The following is a 14,808-nucleotide window of genomic DNA, read 5'->3' as shown; positions in this document are numbered from 1 at the left end:
GAAAAGATCGACTATACAATATCATTAGATTGTAAACAATTACAAATCTGTTTACTATTGGTTTGCACTTCATAGACCAATAAGATATGTTTTCGAATCGGCGGTTTTTTCTATTTATTCTAACTTCGGCTTTTCCTTCCATAGTTTTCGCCCAAAATAAATCCTGGCATCCAGAATTTAAATCCGGAAAAATCCATCCTTTCCGAGGAACTGAAATTAATTTATCCGATTATTTGTCAGAGGGTGTTTCTTATATATTTTCAAATAACGACTGCAAAATATATGGAAGCCAATTTTTTTTTCGGGTCAATTATTTGGGCAAAGTAGATAGTGTAAGTTACAATAACAGCACTTTTCCCGTTGAAATGGCTAAAAAAATTATTGCTAATATTCAGAAAACAGAAGGGCACTGGATCATTCCCAAACATACGAAGCAAAAAGATTTTTGTTGGTTTGAGTATCCTTTTATTGATGTGGGAATAAATTCCGATTGTAACGCAAAAGAAGAAGCTTTAAAGTCGCACTTGCTCCAAATGTTATACCTTATATCCAGCTTGAAGTCTATAACACAAACTACTGATAAAAGTTATTTTATTATTGCACCCACTTTACGTGGAAGCCCTTTTGAACGTGAATAAATATAGATCTGAGATATTAATATAAGAAAGAAGCTCAACCAGAAAATTTCCAGTTGAGCCTTTTTCTTGAACATAATTTATAAATTAAGCCTTCGCCCGAAACTCCTTAATCAACTGTATACTTTCAGCAACTTTCTGCTCAATCCAGGCATAATTTCCTTCGCTGATCACATTTTTTGGGAAAAGATTTGAACCCATTCCAACGCCATAAGCGCCGGCGCCAAACCATTCTTCTATGCTTTCTTTTGTTGGAGCAACGCCACCTGTTACCACAATTTTCACATGAGGCATCGGGCCTTTTACTGCTTTTACGAAAGCAGAACCGTAAACTTCACCAGGAAATAATTTTACAACTTCCGCTCCGCCTTTTAATGCATGGAAAATTTCTGTCAACGTAGCAATTCCCGGAATCCAGGGAATATTTGCTTTAAGACAAACTTGTCCAACTTCCGGATTGGTAAAAGGCGCTACGACGAAATCCGCCCCGGCATCAACGTATTTCTGAGCCGTTTCTGCGTCATAAACGGTACCAATTCCCAAAGCTAATCCCGGAAGATTTTCAAGGCTGTAAGCGATTAAGTCTATAAAAACTTCGTAAGCATTTTCTCCGCGGTTTGTAAATTCAAATGCGCGGGCTCCGCCTTTATAACTGGCTGTGAGAACCGCTTTTGCTACCTCAATATCTGCATGATAAAAAAGCGGCAATAAGCCTGTTTCATTCATCAAAATGATGGTGGTATCTTTATCTATTGTTGCCATAATGTTATTTCAAATTTTTTGAGATCTGTATATTATTACGGTGCTCTGCACCTTTAACCAGATCGAGCTTATTTGATTTCTACAAATATTTTAGTGCTCTGCACCTTTCGCCTATTGCGATCTTTTATTTATTGAATTCAATTGTGCTCTCTATATTTGTTAATCTATCTTCTAATTCTTCCCGAAGTTTCTCCCTGACGGATTGCTTCAACTTCTGCAATGGTTGAAATCAGCGCATCTCCCTCAATGGTATGTTTCAAAGCGGAAGCTGCAACACCAAATTCCAATGCTTTTTGTTCATCATTGAAAGTGATTAATCCATGGATCAATCCTGCAATAAAGGCATCTCCACCTCCTACTCTGTCCACGATTGGGTTGATATCAATATCCGCTGTTTCCAGTACCGATTCGCCGTTCCATAAATAGGCTCTTAACAAATTATGTGTTGCGCTGATGGAAGTTCTTTTGGTATCAATAACGCGGCTTACTTGTGGGAAAGCTGCTTTTAGGTTAACACAGGATTCAACAAAATCTTTCCCTTCAATACCAAATATTTCACTGATATTCTCGCGGTTAGCAATGACGATATCTGTTCCGGCGGTAAGTGCAGGAAGTACATCGGAAGGTTTTTTACCATATTTCCACAAATTGGCACGGTAAAAAATATCTCCGGAAACAGTAATACCTTTTCTTCTTGCAGCCTCAATTCCAGCCAGACAAGCATCCGCAGCTCCCTGAGAAAGTGCAGGTGTAATACCAGCCCAGTGAAACCAATCTGCATCTTTCAATATTTCGTCCCAGTTCAGTTCGCTCGGATCAATAGTCGCTAATGATGAATTCACACGGTCATATACGATTTGACTTGCTCTTAAAGCAGCACCGGTTTCCAGGAAATAAACGGCCATTCTTGGACCGCCATAAATAATATTGGAAATATCAACACCATGAAAATGAAGATATTGTGCAGCCGATCGCCCGATCGGAGAATCCGGAAAACGGGTTACGTGAGCTGTGTGGTGACCCCAGTAAGCGAGTGCAGAAGCTACGTTTGCTTCACCGCCTGCATAGGTAACATCCAATTGTCTTGCTTGTTCAAAACGGGAAAAGCCGGGGGTTGACAGACGCATTAAAACTTCCCCAAAAGTTACTATTTTAGACATAAACTACTTTTTCAATTTTAATCAGAAATGGTTAGGTCAGTATTTATTTCAATACCGGAATAGTATTTAAATAACTGACCGCTAAGTTATACCAAAAGCCGGCCGATTTCCAAAATCAGACCGGCTTTCTGCAAGAAGGTTTTGAAAACAATTACCTACCTTCAAAAACCAAAGTAATTTTTGGCATTGTTATAAGAAATATCCTGAACCAGTTTTCCAAGCCAGGGAAGATCTTTCGGCAATTCGCCGTTTTCTACATCGTTACCGATCAGGTTACAAAGTATGCGGCGGAAATATTCATGACGCGGATAAGACAAGAAACTTCTGGAATCGGTCAGCATACCTACAAATCGACTCAAAAGTCCGATGTTGGAAAGTGCGTTCATTTGCTTTTCCATGCCATCTTTTTGATCTAAAAACCACCAGCCTGAGCCGAATTGCATTTTTCCGGGTACCGTTCCGTCATTGAAATTTCCGGTCATCGTTGCGAGTACTTCATTATCACCCGGATTTAGATTATATAAAACCGTTTTTGCCAATTGGTCTGTTGAATCCAGTTTGTTCAAAAACTTCGATAATGCCTCAGCCTGGCTATAATCTCCGATAGAATCCCAGCCCGTATCCGGACCAAGCGTACTTAACATCCGGGAATTGTTATTTCTCAATGCACCCAAATGAAACTGTTGCGCCCAGTCTTTGCTATGATCCATTTTGGCAAGATCATATAACAAAACCGATTTGAAAGCGGTCCGCAACTCAGCGGAACTGGTTTTTCCTGATAATGTTTCTGCCAATGCTGTGCGTGCCGCAGATTCATCAAAAGAGGCATAAATATGTTCCAGACCGTGATCTGATAATCGTCCGCCCATTTCAGCAAAAAAGTCATGACGATTTTTTAGCGCAGCAAGCAAATCTTCATAAGTACTGCCATTTGATACCCCGGAAAGCTCAAATAATTTATTGAGGTATTGCTGAAATTCAGCCGGGGAATCGATTAATAACATCGCTTTGTCCGGGCGGAAAGTTGGCAATACTTTTATATCAAAATCGCTGTCTGCGATGATCTGATGATGTTCGAGAGAATCCGTTGGGTCATCTGTTGTACAAATTACCTTCACATTCATCCGGCGCAGAAGATTACGAACGCTGTAATCTTTCTGTTTTAATTTTTCGGAACATTCGTCATAAATTTCACGTGCTGTATCTTTATTCAGCAGGATATCAATATCAAAATACCGTAACAATTCCAGGTGCGTCCAGTGATATAATGGGTTACGCATCGTGTACGGAACTGTTGCTGCCCATTGCTCAAACTTTTCCAAGTCGCTGGCATTTCCTGTGCAATATTTTTCGTTGATGCCATTGGCACGCATCGCACGCCATTTGTAATGATCACCATATAGCCATATCTGCGTCAGGTTTTCAAACTGTTTATCCTGGGCAATCTGATCCGGAGGCAGGTGGCAGTGGTAATCAATGATCGGCATTTCTTTCGCATAATCATGATATAATATGCGTGCAGTTTCGGAACGTAAGAGAAAATCTTCGTCAATAAACGTTTTCTGTGCGGTCGTATTTGTGGCTACCATTGCTGATTAAATAATATATCGTTCGTCGGTTCAAAGCAATTTATTGTTGCAATTCTATGACGACAATTTCTGTTTGTTACCCGAAAAAAATTATAATCCTCTTTCGATTCCCATCTCCAAACCACGCAATTCTGCCAAGCCTCGTAACCTTCCAATCGCCGTATAACCAGGATTCATCCGTTTTGTAGCGGTTAAATCATCCAGCATTCTGTGGCCATGATCGGGGCGGAAAGGCATTCTTAAATCTTTTCTGTTTTCAGAAATCCTTCTTTTTTGCTCCAAAATCAAGGCATGCATTACGGCATACATATCCACATCACCATTCAAATGATCGGCTTCATAGAAACTTCCATCCGGTTCCCGGCTTGTAGCACGCAAATGGATGAAATTTATTTTATCACCCAAACGGTTAACCATGCCTGAAAGATCATTATCAACCCTGACACCATAGGAACCGGTACAAAAACAAAGTCCGTTCGCCTTGCTGTCATAAGCTGCCAATAATAGCGATGCGTCATTTTCCGTACTTACCACACGCGGCAAACCCAGAATCGGATAAGGAGGATCGTCCGGATGAATAGCCAGATTTATTCCTGCCGATTCCGCAACTGGTGCGATAGCCTGAATAAACTGGTACAAATGTGTACGCAATTCCAGATCGCCAATATTTTTGTAAGTGCTTAAAACCTGACGGAATTCTTCAATCGTAAAACTTTCCTCAGAGCCAGGTAAACCGGCTATAATATTTCGGGTAAGCTTATTCACGTCGTCTCCGCTAGCTTTTTCGAGCCAGGTTAATGCAGCCGTCCTCTGTGCTTCACTATATTGATCTTCTGCATTTTCTCTCCTTAATATGTAAAGATCAAAAGCAGCAAATTGTGTCGCGTCAAATCTTAAACCAGTCGAACCATCGTGCATAGGTGCATCCAGATCGGTCCTTGTCCAATCCAGAATTGGCATAAAATTGTAGCAAACGGTATCAATTCCACATTTACCAAGATTGATTAGCGATTTCTGATAATTCTGGATATATTTTTCAAAATCTCCGGTCCGCGTTTTAATCGCTTCATGAACCGGGACACTTTCAACAACGGACCATGTTAAACCCGCAGCTTCAATAATTTCTTTACGATTCAGGATTTCATCAATTTCCCAGACAACGCCGTTGGGTATATGATGTAAAGCGGATACAATTCCCGTAGCTCCCGCCTGACGGATATCCTGCAGCGAAACAGGATCATTTGGGCCAAACCAGCGCCAAGTTTGTTCTAAAGACATAGATTAATAGCTGTCGGCTTTCAACTTTCGGCTAATAACCGTTAAGCTTCCAACTTCTCAGCGGATTTAGTTGTAATAAATTATTAAGCTATTTTCAGCCAATAGCATTCAGCTTTTGGCAATCCAATATAGCTTCAAGTTAGCAGCATTTAATAAAATTTATTCCTTTTATAAAAAATTGAAGTAATTAAGATTCTGGCCATTGTCCTCAAAAGCCAAAAGCTGACCGCTGATAGCCGAAAGCCTCTATGCTACCAACTTATGCTCCGGAACTCTTTCCCGCAACACTTTCAGAGCCCGGCTCATCTGTGTTTCTACGGTTTTGACTGAGATTTTTAAACGTTCTGCGATATCACGATAGCGTAAACCTTCTTCACGGCTCAGTCTGAAAATGACCTGACATTGGCGTGGCAAATCCTGAATGCATCCTTCAACGCGTTCGTAGAATTCGTTAAAGGCCATTTCTTCAATGGGCGTATAATGATCTGCATGCGTCAGATTCCACTGTACATTGTCAAGAGATTCACGCTCATTTTGACGATGAATTTTCAGTTTCAAATAATCCAGCGCCTGATTCCGAACTGCTCTGTATATGTAAGCCTGAAAGGAAGTATGAACTTCAATTTGTTCCCGGTTCTTCCAAAGTTTTACAAAAACGTCCGAAACTACTTCCTCCGCAATTTCTCTTGTAACCACTACCCGCATCGCATAATTGCAAAGGGAGCGATAGTGATGTGTAAACAATTCACGAAAAGCTAAATAATCTCCATTGGCGACTACCTTACCAAACAAATTTTCCAGAAGACTTTTCTGAGAATAAACAGCTGGTAATACATTAGTAAACGATTTCGTTTCCATCAACATTTGGTATAGGTTATAGAAGAATTCTCAGATTATTGTACGCACCATTCAGTGCAACTACTGCTATTGTTCGTCTAGTTTAATGATTGGTTCGTTGATATACAAAAATAAATCTTGAAAAAAATCAATATATTTACGCAACCGTTCCCGAAACCGTTCCCGGAAATACAAATTTCCCGGAACAGAGAAAAATAATTTGAATTTCGCTCCAAATTTGAGTCTGGTGCATTTCAAAGATTAAATATTATAATTGCATTATTCTGATATCCTCTTCTTTATGAGAAAAGCTTCGATTACTATTAAGGAAATAGCTAGACAGTTAAATGTTTCAAAATCAACAGTTTCAAGAGCACTGCGTGATAGTCCGGAAATTAGTGAAGAGACAAAGAAGAGAGTTATTGCTTTGGCAGAATCACTCAATTATTCTCCTAATCCGATTGCATTAAGTTTATTGAGAAACCGGACGCAAACGCTGGGTATCATTGTTCCGGATATTGCCAATGCATTTTTTTCTACTGCCATTGGCGGTGTTGAAGATATTGCTTACAGCCGGGGCTACCACACCATGATTTACCAAAGTCATGAGTCTTATGAACGGGAATTGGCTGATACCAAGCATATTGCTACAAGACGTGTTGATGGACTAATCGTTTCTATTTCCAGTCAGACTGAAAATCATGATCATTTCGTCGAGTTACAGGAACAGGGAATTCCTGTCGTATTTTTTGACAGGGTAAGCGAAACCATGCCAAGTCATAAAGTCCGGGTGGATGATTATAAAGGTGCTTATGAAGCCACAGAACATTTAATTAGTCGCGGATGTAAAAGTATCGCACATATTGCGGGACCGCCAAATCTCTCTATAAGTCAAAACAGATTGAAAGGTTATCAGGATGCATTGACAAATAATGGTCTGGAATTACATGATGAGTGGGTAGTCAGCAGCGAATATAATCAGGCAGGAGGAACTGAACGGGCTTATCAGCTCATGGCTTTAAGAAATCGTCCGGATGCAATTTTTGCAGCAAGCGACCGGATTGCGTTCGGCGTTCACTGGGCTTTGCGTCAATTGGGTTACCGGATGCCGGATGATGTTGCTATTGTCGGCTTTTCCGATCTTGCCATTTCTTCCCTTTTAGATCCGCCACTTAGTTCCGTTGCGCAGCCTTCTTTTGAAATGGGACAACTGGCTGCAACATTATTATTAGACCTTATAGAAAGCAAAAGCACCCCGGCCGCTTTCGAAACCAGGGTGCTTACTTCTAATCTTATAATCAGAAAATCGTCTATGAAAGAATCAATTGGTGATTGATTTCAATTTTCTTTCAAACTCAGACAAAATTCTTTCTTTCATTGCTACTTTACGTTTCTGGATATTGATACGTCCCTGGGCTTGTTTGTCTTGCTCAGGATCGCCGGTTGCTGTTCTGTCAAACTCTATAATCGCGAATTCAAGATCGCTTTTCTCACGTTTGGCAAGCCATTCCAATTCTCTCAATTTCGTACGAAGTTGTTCTTCTTCGCTTTTCATTTCGAAAGCTGGATATTTACGGCTGATCACACGGGCCAGATAACTAAGCTCAAAAATCTTGTCACAAACAGAACGGAAACGTTCAGCCAATTCTTTGTCGGCAAGTTTGAAAGGAATTTTAATTTCTTTCCATTTGCTCAACAACACTTTCGCTTCCTGCGACGCTTCTACAATATCTTTTTGTCTTAACAAAGTTTCAGCGCGAGCCAGCAATGCCTGTTGTTCCACAATTCTTGGGTCAACACGCACCTTAGGTTCGATACCTTTGGCAAGATTGTACTTGTCATAAAATAATTTAAGGAAATGGCGGTAAGCTTTATTTACCTTAAAGAATCTTTTTGGAGGAACCTCTCCCACATTATTCCATGCAACCCTCACTTCGCGTGCCTTATTATAGGCATCATCAAGATCGCGTGAATAACTCAGCGTTTTTGTAATTTTAATCAGACGCTCATATTCATCGATACGTTCCTGATTAATTTTATTCTGTTCATCAAAATAATCACGGCGTCTCTGAAAGAAACTGTCAAGAATTTCCTGAAAAGTAACTTCTACTTCATCCTGGAATTCTTTTTCAACCGGACCCGTCCTAATCCACTTTGCTTTAATTTCCTGAATCTGATCCGTTGCCGCTGCATAATCTTCAATGGCAGCAGCCACTTTTACGTCTTCAATCAGTGCGCGTTTGATTTCAAGGTTTTTTAATTGATTAATTTCAATTAAACCCCGCAAATACTCTTCCTTCTCCTGAAGCCTTTCTAACAGAGGGACGAAATCTCCCAATGCGTCAAAACTTATCAGTTTTCGTTGCAACTGTATAAGCTTTGTCAAGTAAGAACCTTTGTTGAGCGCTTCATCAATTTCAGATTCCAGTTGTTCTACCTTATTAAGTACGATAGAAAAACGGTTTTTGAAATAATCGATCGCTTCTTGTTCCGTCCTTTTTACTTCTCCAATTTGCCGATCCGGGTACTCTAAATACCCCTTTAAAAATACTTTGCTGTCTTTAACATAGCCGTATTCATCATTCAATGTGGCATTTTCCATTCTTTCAAGTTTTTTATCTGCTAAGTGTAGGGATTATAACGATATTTGCTAAGCACAAATTAACTAAAAAATGAGTAACGAAACCATTATTTTCTCAATGTCGGGAGTTAACAAAATCATTCCCCCCAACCGACATATCATAAAAAATATTTATTTATCCTTTTTTTATGGAGCTAAAATTGGTGTACTAGGGTTAAATGGCTCTGGTAAATCTACACTTTTACGCGTCATTGCAGGTATAGATAAAGACATTCAGGGGGACGTTGTGTTTTCTCCTGGCTATTCTGTTGGCATGCTGGAACAGGAACCTAAGCTTGATCCGACCAAAACCGTTCGCGAAGTTGTGGAAGAAGGTGTACAGGAAATTGTAGATCTTTTGAAAGAATATGACCAGATCAACGAAGCGTTCGGCGAGGAAGATGCTGATTTTGACAAATTATTAGAAAGACAAGGTACCGTTCAGGAAAAACTGGATGCGACTGATGCCTGGAATCTCGACAACCGTCTGGAAGTTGCGATGGACGCTTTGCGTTGCCCTCCTTCGGATGCGCTGGTTGGAACTTTGTCCGGTGGAGAAAAACGCCGGGTAGCGATGTGCCGTCTTTTACTTCGTCAGCCAGATGTATTATTACTTGATGAACCAACCAACCATTTGGATGCTGAATCAGTACTTTGGCTTGAAGAACATTTAAGACAATATAAAGGAACTGTAATCGCAGTAACCCACGACAGGTACTTCCTGGATAACGTAGCTGGCTGGATTCTTGAACTTGACCGCGGCGAAGGTATTCCATGGAAAGGAAATTATACTTCCTGGCTGGAACAAAAACAGGAGCGTCTGAAAAAAGAAGAAAAGACAGAATCGAAGCGCCAAAAAACCCTTGCACGTGAGCTTGAATGGGTACGTATGGGCACCAAGGGTCGTCAGGCAAAATCCAAGGCACGTTTGGGAGCTTATGAAAGATTGCTGGGTGAAGAAGGCAGAGAAAAAGAAGAAAAACTGGAAATCTTTATCCCGGCTGGCCCACGTTTAGGTAACAAAGTTATCGAAGCACATGACGTTTCTATGGGCTTTGGAGACCGTTTATTATACGAAAACCTAAATTTTGCCTTACCACCAAATGGTATTGTCGGAATTATCGGACCAAACGGTGCTGGTAAAACCACTTTATTCAAATTGATTACCGGCGAATTGAAACCATTACATGGCCATTTTGACGTTGGAGACACCGTTCAACTCGCTTATGTGGATCAGGAACATGATAATCTGGATCCTGCCAAAACCGTTTATCAAAGTATCGCAGACGGAAATGACTGGATCATGATGGCGGGTAAACAATCCAACGCGCGGGCATATGTCAGCCGGTTTAATTTTGGTGGTGGTGATCAGGAGAAAAAGGTAGGAACGCTTTCTGGCGGAGAAAGAAACCGTGTCCATCTGGCCATGACTTTGAAGGAAGGCGGGAATCTTTTATTACTCGATGAGCCAACCAATGACCTGGATATCAATACACTTCGTGCTTTGGAAGAAGGTTTGGAAAACTTTGCAGGCTGCGCCGTAATCATCTCCCACGACCGGTGGTTTCTCGACAGAGTAGCCACACATATCCTGGCTTTTGAAGGCGATTCCCAGGTTTACTGGTTTGAAGGAAACTTCTCAGAATATGAAGAAAACAGGAAAAAGAGGTTAGGTACAGAAGCTACGCCAACCAGGATTAAATATAAAAAACTGGTGTAAATTACAATTAAAATAACCTCCAAATTGGTATGATTATATTCGTTTGGAGGTTATTTTAGTTTTGAACCGAAAATATTCTACAAAAAAATTTCACTAACCTAAAATAGCTTAAATTAATTTATCCATTTTTTACTCTATGCGGTGAAAAGTAAAATAATAATGACGAGTTTTACAGTATAAATTCGATCAAACTAACAGTATTTTACTTTAATGCACACCCCATTCCCACCTTTAAATCGAAACTTTTCCGGCAAATCTCACAGTGCCGTAAGCAACAGGCATAGCTCTTTTCCTCTGTATTAGTTTATCGGCCTTACAGAAACCTTTGTACGCATGAAACAGAGCCTATTAATGCTAAACTCCTTGATGAACAAGCGTTACGGCCAAATAAAAATAGCTATCTTTTTATTTTTGCTTGTTTTTTCAACCACTTTCCCCAAATACATTGAAATATTAAATGATGGCTCTCCTGTAACAACCTACGCCTACTTTTTTGAAAAAATTGAACATCCGTTATCACCTTCTCTTTTGGGCGACACCAAAAGCCATGGAGCAAAAATAGCATTTAGGTTAACGGCTCCTCTAATAGCTAAACTATCCGGAACTCATTTGATCGGCAAGGGCAAGGGCGTCATCGTCGTTTATATAATACAGTCATCGCTGTTATTACCATTTTTCTTTCTGCTGATAAAAACAATAAAAAGGTTTGCTAATAACCTAATGGCTTTTCTTTTAGTCGTTTCTTTTTCAGCCATTTACGTTACCAACAGCTTCTTTTGGGATTATGACTTTTGGTTTGATGGGTACGCCTATTTCTTTTTAATGCTAAGTATGTATTATACTAACAAGACTGGTATACTCATAGCTTCGCAGCTTGCTTGCTGGACAGATGAACGTGCTGTAATTGCCTTATATTCAGTATATATTTTTCACTTACTAAATGAAAATAACTTTGTTACCACCCGTTTGTATGAAGTTATAAAAATTAATTTAAAGAATAATTCCTCTATCGTACTGTTATCAGGGATCATATATGCAACAATAAGAATTTCCCTCTCTTATTTCTTAAAACTTAACACTCCTTTAGGAGAGGGTGCTGACGCAGGATTTGATTTAATACCTTACCAAATCAACAATCGGATTATAGGTGTATTTTTAACGTTTGAAGGTTTATGGTTAATTTTTTTGATCGCGTTATTCACGTTGATTTCCCAAAGAAAATATTTCCTCTCGATATTGCTTTTGAGCATTACAGGCATACATATCCTCGTAGCTTACAGTGTTTTTGATATAACCAGGAGTCTGTCATACGCCTTCCCGATATTTATTATTTGTGCGGCTATTCTTGCAAAAAATAAATTACAGAAGTACGACTTGATTTTTTATCTTTCTGCCATAATCTGTATTCTCACTCCTACTCAGTTTTTAATATTTTTCCCCCGGAATATTCCATGGACACTAGCCTCTTATCCGGAAATTAAAACTGTTATTAAAAATTTAATATACAACTTTTGATAATACCGGAATGGGAAATACCTCAGTTTTGACAACTCAAGTTACTTCTTATTTTGACACAATTCATTCTATGAACGCCAACCTTCATAACAATATTCATCAGTATACTGCTACCGTTTAATAATTTTTCTATTTTTTTAATCGAAATAGAAAAAATTATTTTTGAATAAATAGAATATTTCATTGTACTATTCAAACAAAAAGAATTAAAACGGGCCCTTTTTTTCCAATTCCTCAAAAATTGCCATCTAAATATTGGTTTTAAACGTAAAGTAAGAATTACATTGATAGTATAAATTCTACGAGAATGTAGTATGTTTAAACTGCGATGTCAAATTACATACCATACGTTTAATCATATGTACGGAAAACACTACTCAACTTTAAGTATTTACTCTTTAAGGTTAGAAAAAATTCTTAAAACTGTTTTAGGCATTCTTTTTGTCCTTGGCATTTGTAATTCAAAACTTTTGGCGCAACCCGAAATTATATTGAATACAACTGGCTACGGGTTTAGTAAGGACGAGGCTAACGGCATCAATAGCGATCAGTGGGTCTACATCAAAAGGTTTGCCAACTTAACATACAACGGTCAGGATGCCAGCGTTACCGCGGTTCGTCTGCACATTGAATGGAATCAATATGAGCCAACTCCCGGCAATTATCAACGTGCAAAAATGATAGCAGCAGTAAAAGCGCTTACTGAGTTAAAGCCCGGGATGAAGTTTGCACTGCACTTTCCGTATCAACGCGCCGGATACTGGAATGATACTTACTTTGGCAGTTCCGATGTTGCACAAACTAAATACGGAGCATTGGTGCGATCAGAAATTGCATATACCTGTCCTTCTATTTTTTCGGATTATGCACAAACCCGGTTTAACGCCTTTGTGGATGATGTCCTTACGCAAATTAAAGATTACTATCCGAAGTTGTTATATGTTGAAATGGGCAACAGCCCTGCAGAGGAATATGCTATTCCATTCAACAGCGGAAGTTCCGGGCCCGATCCGGGCTTTTTTGAACAAAAAGCTTTGGAATCATGGAGAACCAAATTCTTGCCGCTTCGTTTCCCAAATCAAACCGTGGCCACTTGGGGAAATCAAAAAGTTAACATAAGTTCAGCTTCCCAGCCTACTGACGGAAATTATAATTCTGACATGGGAAGAGATTTACATCGTTTTGCCGGCTGGGGGCTTTTGAAAAAATTCCAGGGTTTTTACAATATTGTAAAAAGCCATAGTCCTTCTATAAAAGTTCTTTATTTTATTTCTGATTTCGGTACACCGCAGGGAAATTTGTCGCACCTTCATAATAGTACGCTGCCTCTGGCATTGGAACTGGCAGATGGGATATATACATCTGATGGAACAAATCAATATGATCTTCAGAAAAAAATATTAGCGCTGGATGTGCTTAAAGGAACAAATCCGGATAAAATAGCAGCAATCGAATTTGATCCGGAAGATTTGGGAGAACAGTCGAGCGGATCTGGAATTAATTGGAATATCCCATACGAGTGGATGCCGAGAGGTTACAAACATGGTGCGGACTATATTCATCTGGCAATGTACTATTCTGACGACGCGATGAACCAGCTTGCTCCTGCACTGGCATTGATTAAAGCCCAATATGTTGGAAGAAATTATAAAGCTCCGAAACGCGCTGCTTCTGTACCTATTAACATTTTCCCTACCGTTTTTACCGATAAAAACCTTTTTCAGCAATGGAACGATACAGGTGGTGCAAACTGGGCAAGCACAGATGCTCTTCCTAAGTCATTTAAAATGTCAGACGATGGCTATTGGGATAATCTTTGGGACAGCAATAATTTACTGCCTTGTACTTTTACTATCCAGGCCGCGACTTCTGATGATAAACCTGCGGCAGGAAAAACAACTACGCTGTCCGTAAATTGTGCCGGCGGAGAGTGCGATGACGTAAAATATACCTGGAATGGTGAGGGCGCGATCAATAAAACCGGATCATCTATTGAAATTCAAGCTCCGTCGGCGAATGGAAATTATGTATATACCGTAAAAACCAATCGTGACGGATGCAGCGCTAAAATAGCTACAACATCACTTGCAGTTGGAGATCCCCTACCCGTAACTTTAACCAGTTTTACAGCAACAAAATCAGAAAAAACAGCTTTGTTAAATTGGGCAACTACCATGGAGGTAAACAGCGACCGATTCGATATCGAGCACGGTACTGATGGAAAAAGCTGGGAAACCTTGGGAACTGTAAAAGCAAATGGTGAAACAAATCAAACGCTTTCAAAATATTCTTTTACTGATGCACAGCCCCTAAACGGAGAAAATCTCTACCGGTTAAAAATGATTGACAATGACGGATCCTATGCTTACAGCCGCATTCAGAGCGTAATATTTGAAACAGGAAATCTGGCAATTATTTATCCAAATCCTGCCGTGAACAAATTGACCATCACAGCCGACGATTGGAGTAAAATTGACAAAGTACAAATTATTAACCTGTCCGGAGCCGTAATATATGAATCCGATAATAAGGCAGGGCCAGAAATTAATGTGAGCCAACTTACACCCGGAGCATATGTCCTGAGGCTCGTTCATACGAGTGGTTCTCAGGAAACTCAGAAATTTGTGAAAAGAGGTTAATTGTTTCAAATTATTTAGAAAAAGCGGCTTTCGTAAAAACGGATAGCCGCTTT

Annotated in this window: 11 protein-coding genes; 5 read left to right on the top strand and 6 right to left on the bottom strand. The window is 39.7% G+C overall.

Going from position 1 to position 14,808, the window contains the following annotated elements:
- Positions 1 to 233 precede the first annotated feature (233 nt).
- Positions 234 to 638: a hypothetical protein gene (locus tag IEE83_RS30465; RefSeq protein WP_194124483.1), complete on the top strand. Its 405-nt coding sequence runs from the start codon at positions 234 to 236 to the stop codon at positions 636 to 638.
- Between the two features lie 84 nt (positions 639 to 722).
- Here the strand turns inward: IEE83_RS30465 and IEE83_RS30460 are convergent, their stop codons facing one another.
- The 5 genes from IEE83_RS30460 to IEE83_RS30440 form a co-directional block, all read right to left on the bottom strand.
- The gene (locus tag IEE83_RS30460) at positions 723 to 1,397 is read right to left on the bottom strand and encodes a bifunctional 4-hydroxy-2-oxoglutarate aldolase/2-dehydro-3-deoxy-phosphogluconate aldolase (RefSeq protein ID WP_228102143.1); all 675 of its coding nucleotides are present in this window, start codon (positions 1,395 to 1,397) and stop codon (positions 723 to 725) included.
- A 164-nt stretch (positions 1,398 to 1,561) separates the two neighbouring features.
- Complete coding sequence (locus tag IEE83_RS30455; RefSeq protein WP_194124482.1) at positions 1,562 to 2,557, bottom strand: sugar kinase; 996 nt, start codon at positions 2,555 to 2,557, stop codon at positions 1,562 to 1,564.
- Between the two features lie 161 nt (positions 2,558 to 2,718).
- The gene (gene uxaC / locus IEE83_RS30450; RefSeq protein WP_194124481.1) at positions 2,719 to 4,146 is read right to left on the bottom strand and encodes a glucuronate isomerase; all 1,428 of its coding nucleotides are present in this window, start codon (positions 4,144 to 4,146) and stop codon (positions 2,719 to 2,721) included.
- 90 nt (positions 4,147 to 4,236) lie between these two features.
- Positions 4,237 to 5,424: a mannonate dehydratase gene (gene uxuA / locus IEE83_RS30445; RefSeq protein WP_194124480.1), complete on the bottom strand. Its 1,188-nt coding sequence runs from the start codon at positions 5,422 to 5,424 to the stop codon at positions 4,237 to 4,239.
- Positions 5,425 to 5,670: 246 nt separating this feature from the next.
- Entirely contained in the window at positions 5,671 to 6,282 is a 612-nt protein-coding gene (locus tag IEE83_RS30440; protein ID WP_194124479.1) for an RNA polymerase sigma-70 factor, read from the bottom strand.
- 253 nt (positions 6,283 to 6,535) lie between these two features.
- Between IEE83_RS30440 and IEE83_RS30435 the strand changes: the two genes are divergently transcribed.
- On the top strand, positions 6,536 to 7,597 hold the full coding sequence (locus tag IEE83_RS30435) for a LacI family DNA-binding transcriptional regulator (RefSeq protein WP_262893275.1): 1,062 nt from the start codon (positions 6,536 to 6,538) through the stop codon (positions 7,595 to 7,597).
- On the opposite strand, the gene IEE83_RS30430 is transcribed toward IEE83_RS30435, so the two are convergent.
- Entirely contained in the window at positions 7,583 to 8,863 is a 1,281-nt protein-coding gene (locus tag IEE83_RS30430) for a DUF349 domain-containing protein (RefSeq protein WP_194124477.1), read from the bottom strand. The two genes, IEE83_RS30435 and IEE83_RS30430, sit on opposite strands and share 15 nt — an antisense overlap.
- Positions 8,864 to 8,933: 70 nt before the next feature.
- Here IEE83_RS30430 and ettA point away from each other — a divergent pair, with 70 nt between their 5' ends.
- The 3 genes from ettA to IEE83_RS30415 all read left to right on the top strand — a co-directional run bounded on the left by ettA (position 8,934) and on the right by IEE83_RS30415 (position 14,755).
- Entirely contained in the window at positions 8,934 to 10,601 is a 1,668-nt protein-coding gene (gene ettA / locus IEE83_RS30425; RefSeq protein ID WP_194124476.1) for an energy-dependent translational throttle protein EttA, read from the top strand.
- A gap of 333 nt (positions 10,602 to 10,934) precedes the next feature.
- On the top strand, positions 10,935 to 12,116 hold the full coding sequence (locus IEE83_RS30420) for a hypothetical protein (protein ID WP_194124475.1): 1,182 nt from the start codon (positions 10,935 to 10,937) through the stop codon (positions 12,114 to 12,116).
- A 359-nt stretch (positions 12,117 to 12,475) separates the two neighbouring features.
- A complete protein-coding gene (locus tag IEE83_RS30415; RefSeq protein WP_194124474.1) occupies positions 12,476 to 14,755 on the top strand; it encodes a T9SS type A sorting domain-containing protein in 2,280 nt (759 codons plus the stop codon).
- The last annotated feature ends 53 nt before the right edge of the window (positions 14,756 to 14,808 follow it).

This window comes from Dyadobacter subterraneus (assembly GCF_015221875.1).
GTDB classification, from domain to species: Bacteria; Bacteroidota; Bacteroidia; order Cytophagales; family Spirosomataceae; genus Dyadobacter; species Dyadobacter subterraneus.
The sequence above is the reverse complement of the archived record's forward strand: the minus strand, read 5'-3'. Positions and strand labels throughout refer to the sequence as shown.

Bases quoted from the DNA above. Each gene is read 5' to 3' on its own strand.
- uxaC (WP_194124481.1), bottom strand. From the start codon at position 4,146: ATGGTAGCCACAAATACGACCGCACAGAAAACGTTTATTGACGAAGAT.
- IEE83_RS30415 (WP_194124474.1), top strand. From the start codon at position 12,476: ATGTACGGAAAACACTACTCAACTTTAAGTATTTACTCTTTAAGGTTA.
- IEE83_RS30420 (WP_194124475.1), top strand. From the start codon at position 10,935: ATGAAACAGAGCCTATTAATGCTAAACTCCTTGATGAACAAGCGTTAC.
- IEE83_RS30440 (WP_194124479.1), bottom strand. From the start codon at position 6,282: ATGGAAACGAAATCGTTTACTAATGTATTACCAGCTGTTTATTCTCAG.
- uxuA (WP_194124480.1), bottom strand. From the start codon at position 5,424: ATGTCTTTAGAACAAACTTGGCGCTGGTTTGGCCCAAATGATCCTGTT.
- IEE83_RS30455 (WP_194124482.1), bottom strand. From the start codon at position 2,557: ATGTCTAAAATAGTAACTTTTGGGGAAGTTTTAATGCGTCTGTCAACC.
- IEE83_RS30460 (WP_228102143.1), bottom strand. From the start codon at position 1,397: ATGGCAACAATAGATAAAGATACCACCATCATTTTGATGAATGAAACA.
- ettA (WP_194124476.1), top strand. From the start codon at position 8,934: ATGAGTAACGAAACCATTATTTTCTCAATGTCGGGAGTTAACAAAATC.
- IEE83_RS30430 (WP_194124477.1), bottom strand. From the start codon at position 8,863: ATGGAAAATGCCACATTGAATGATGAATACGGCTATGTTAAAGACAGC.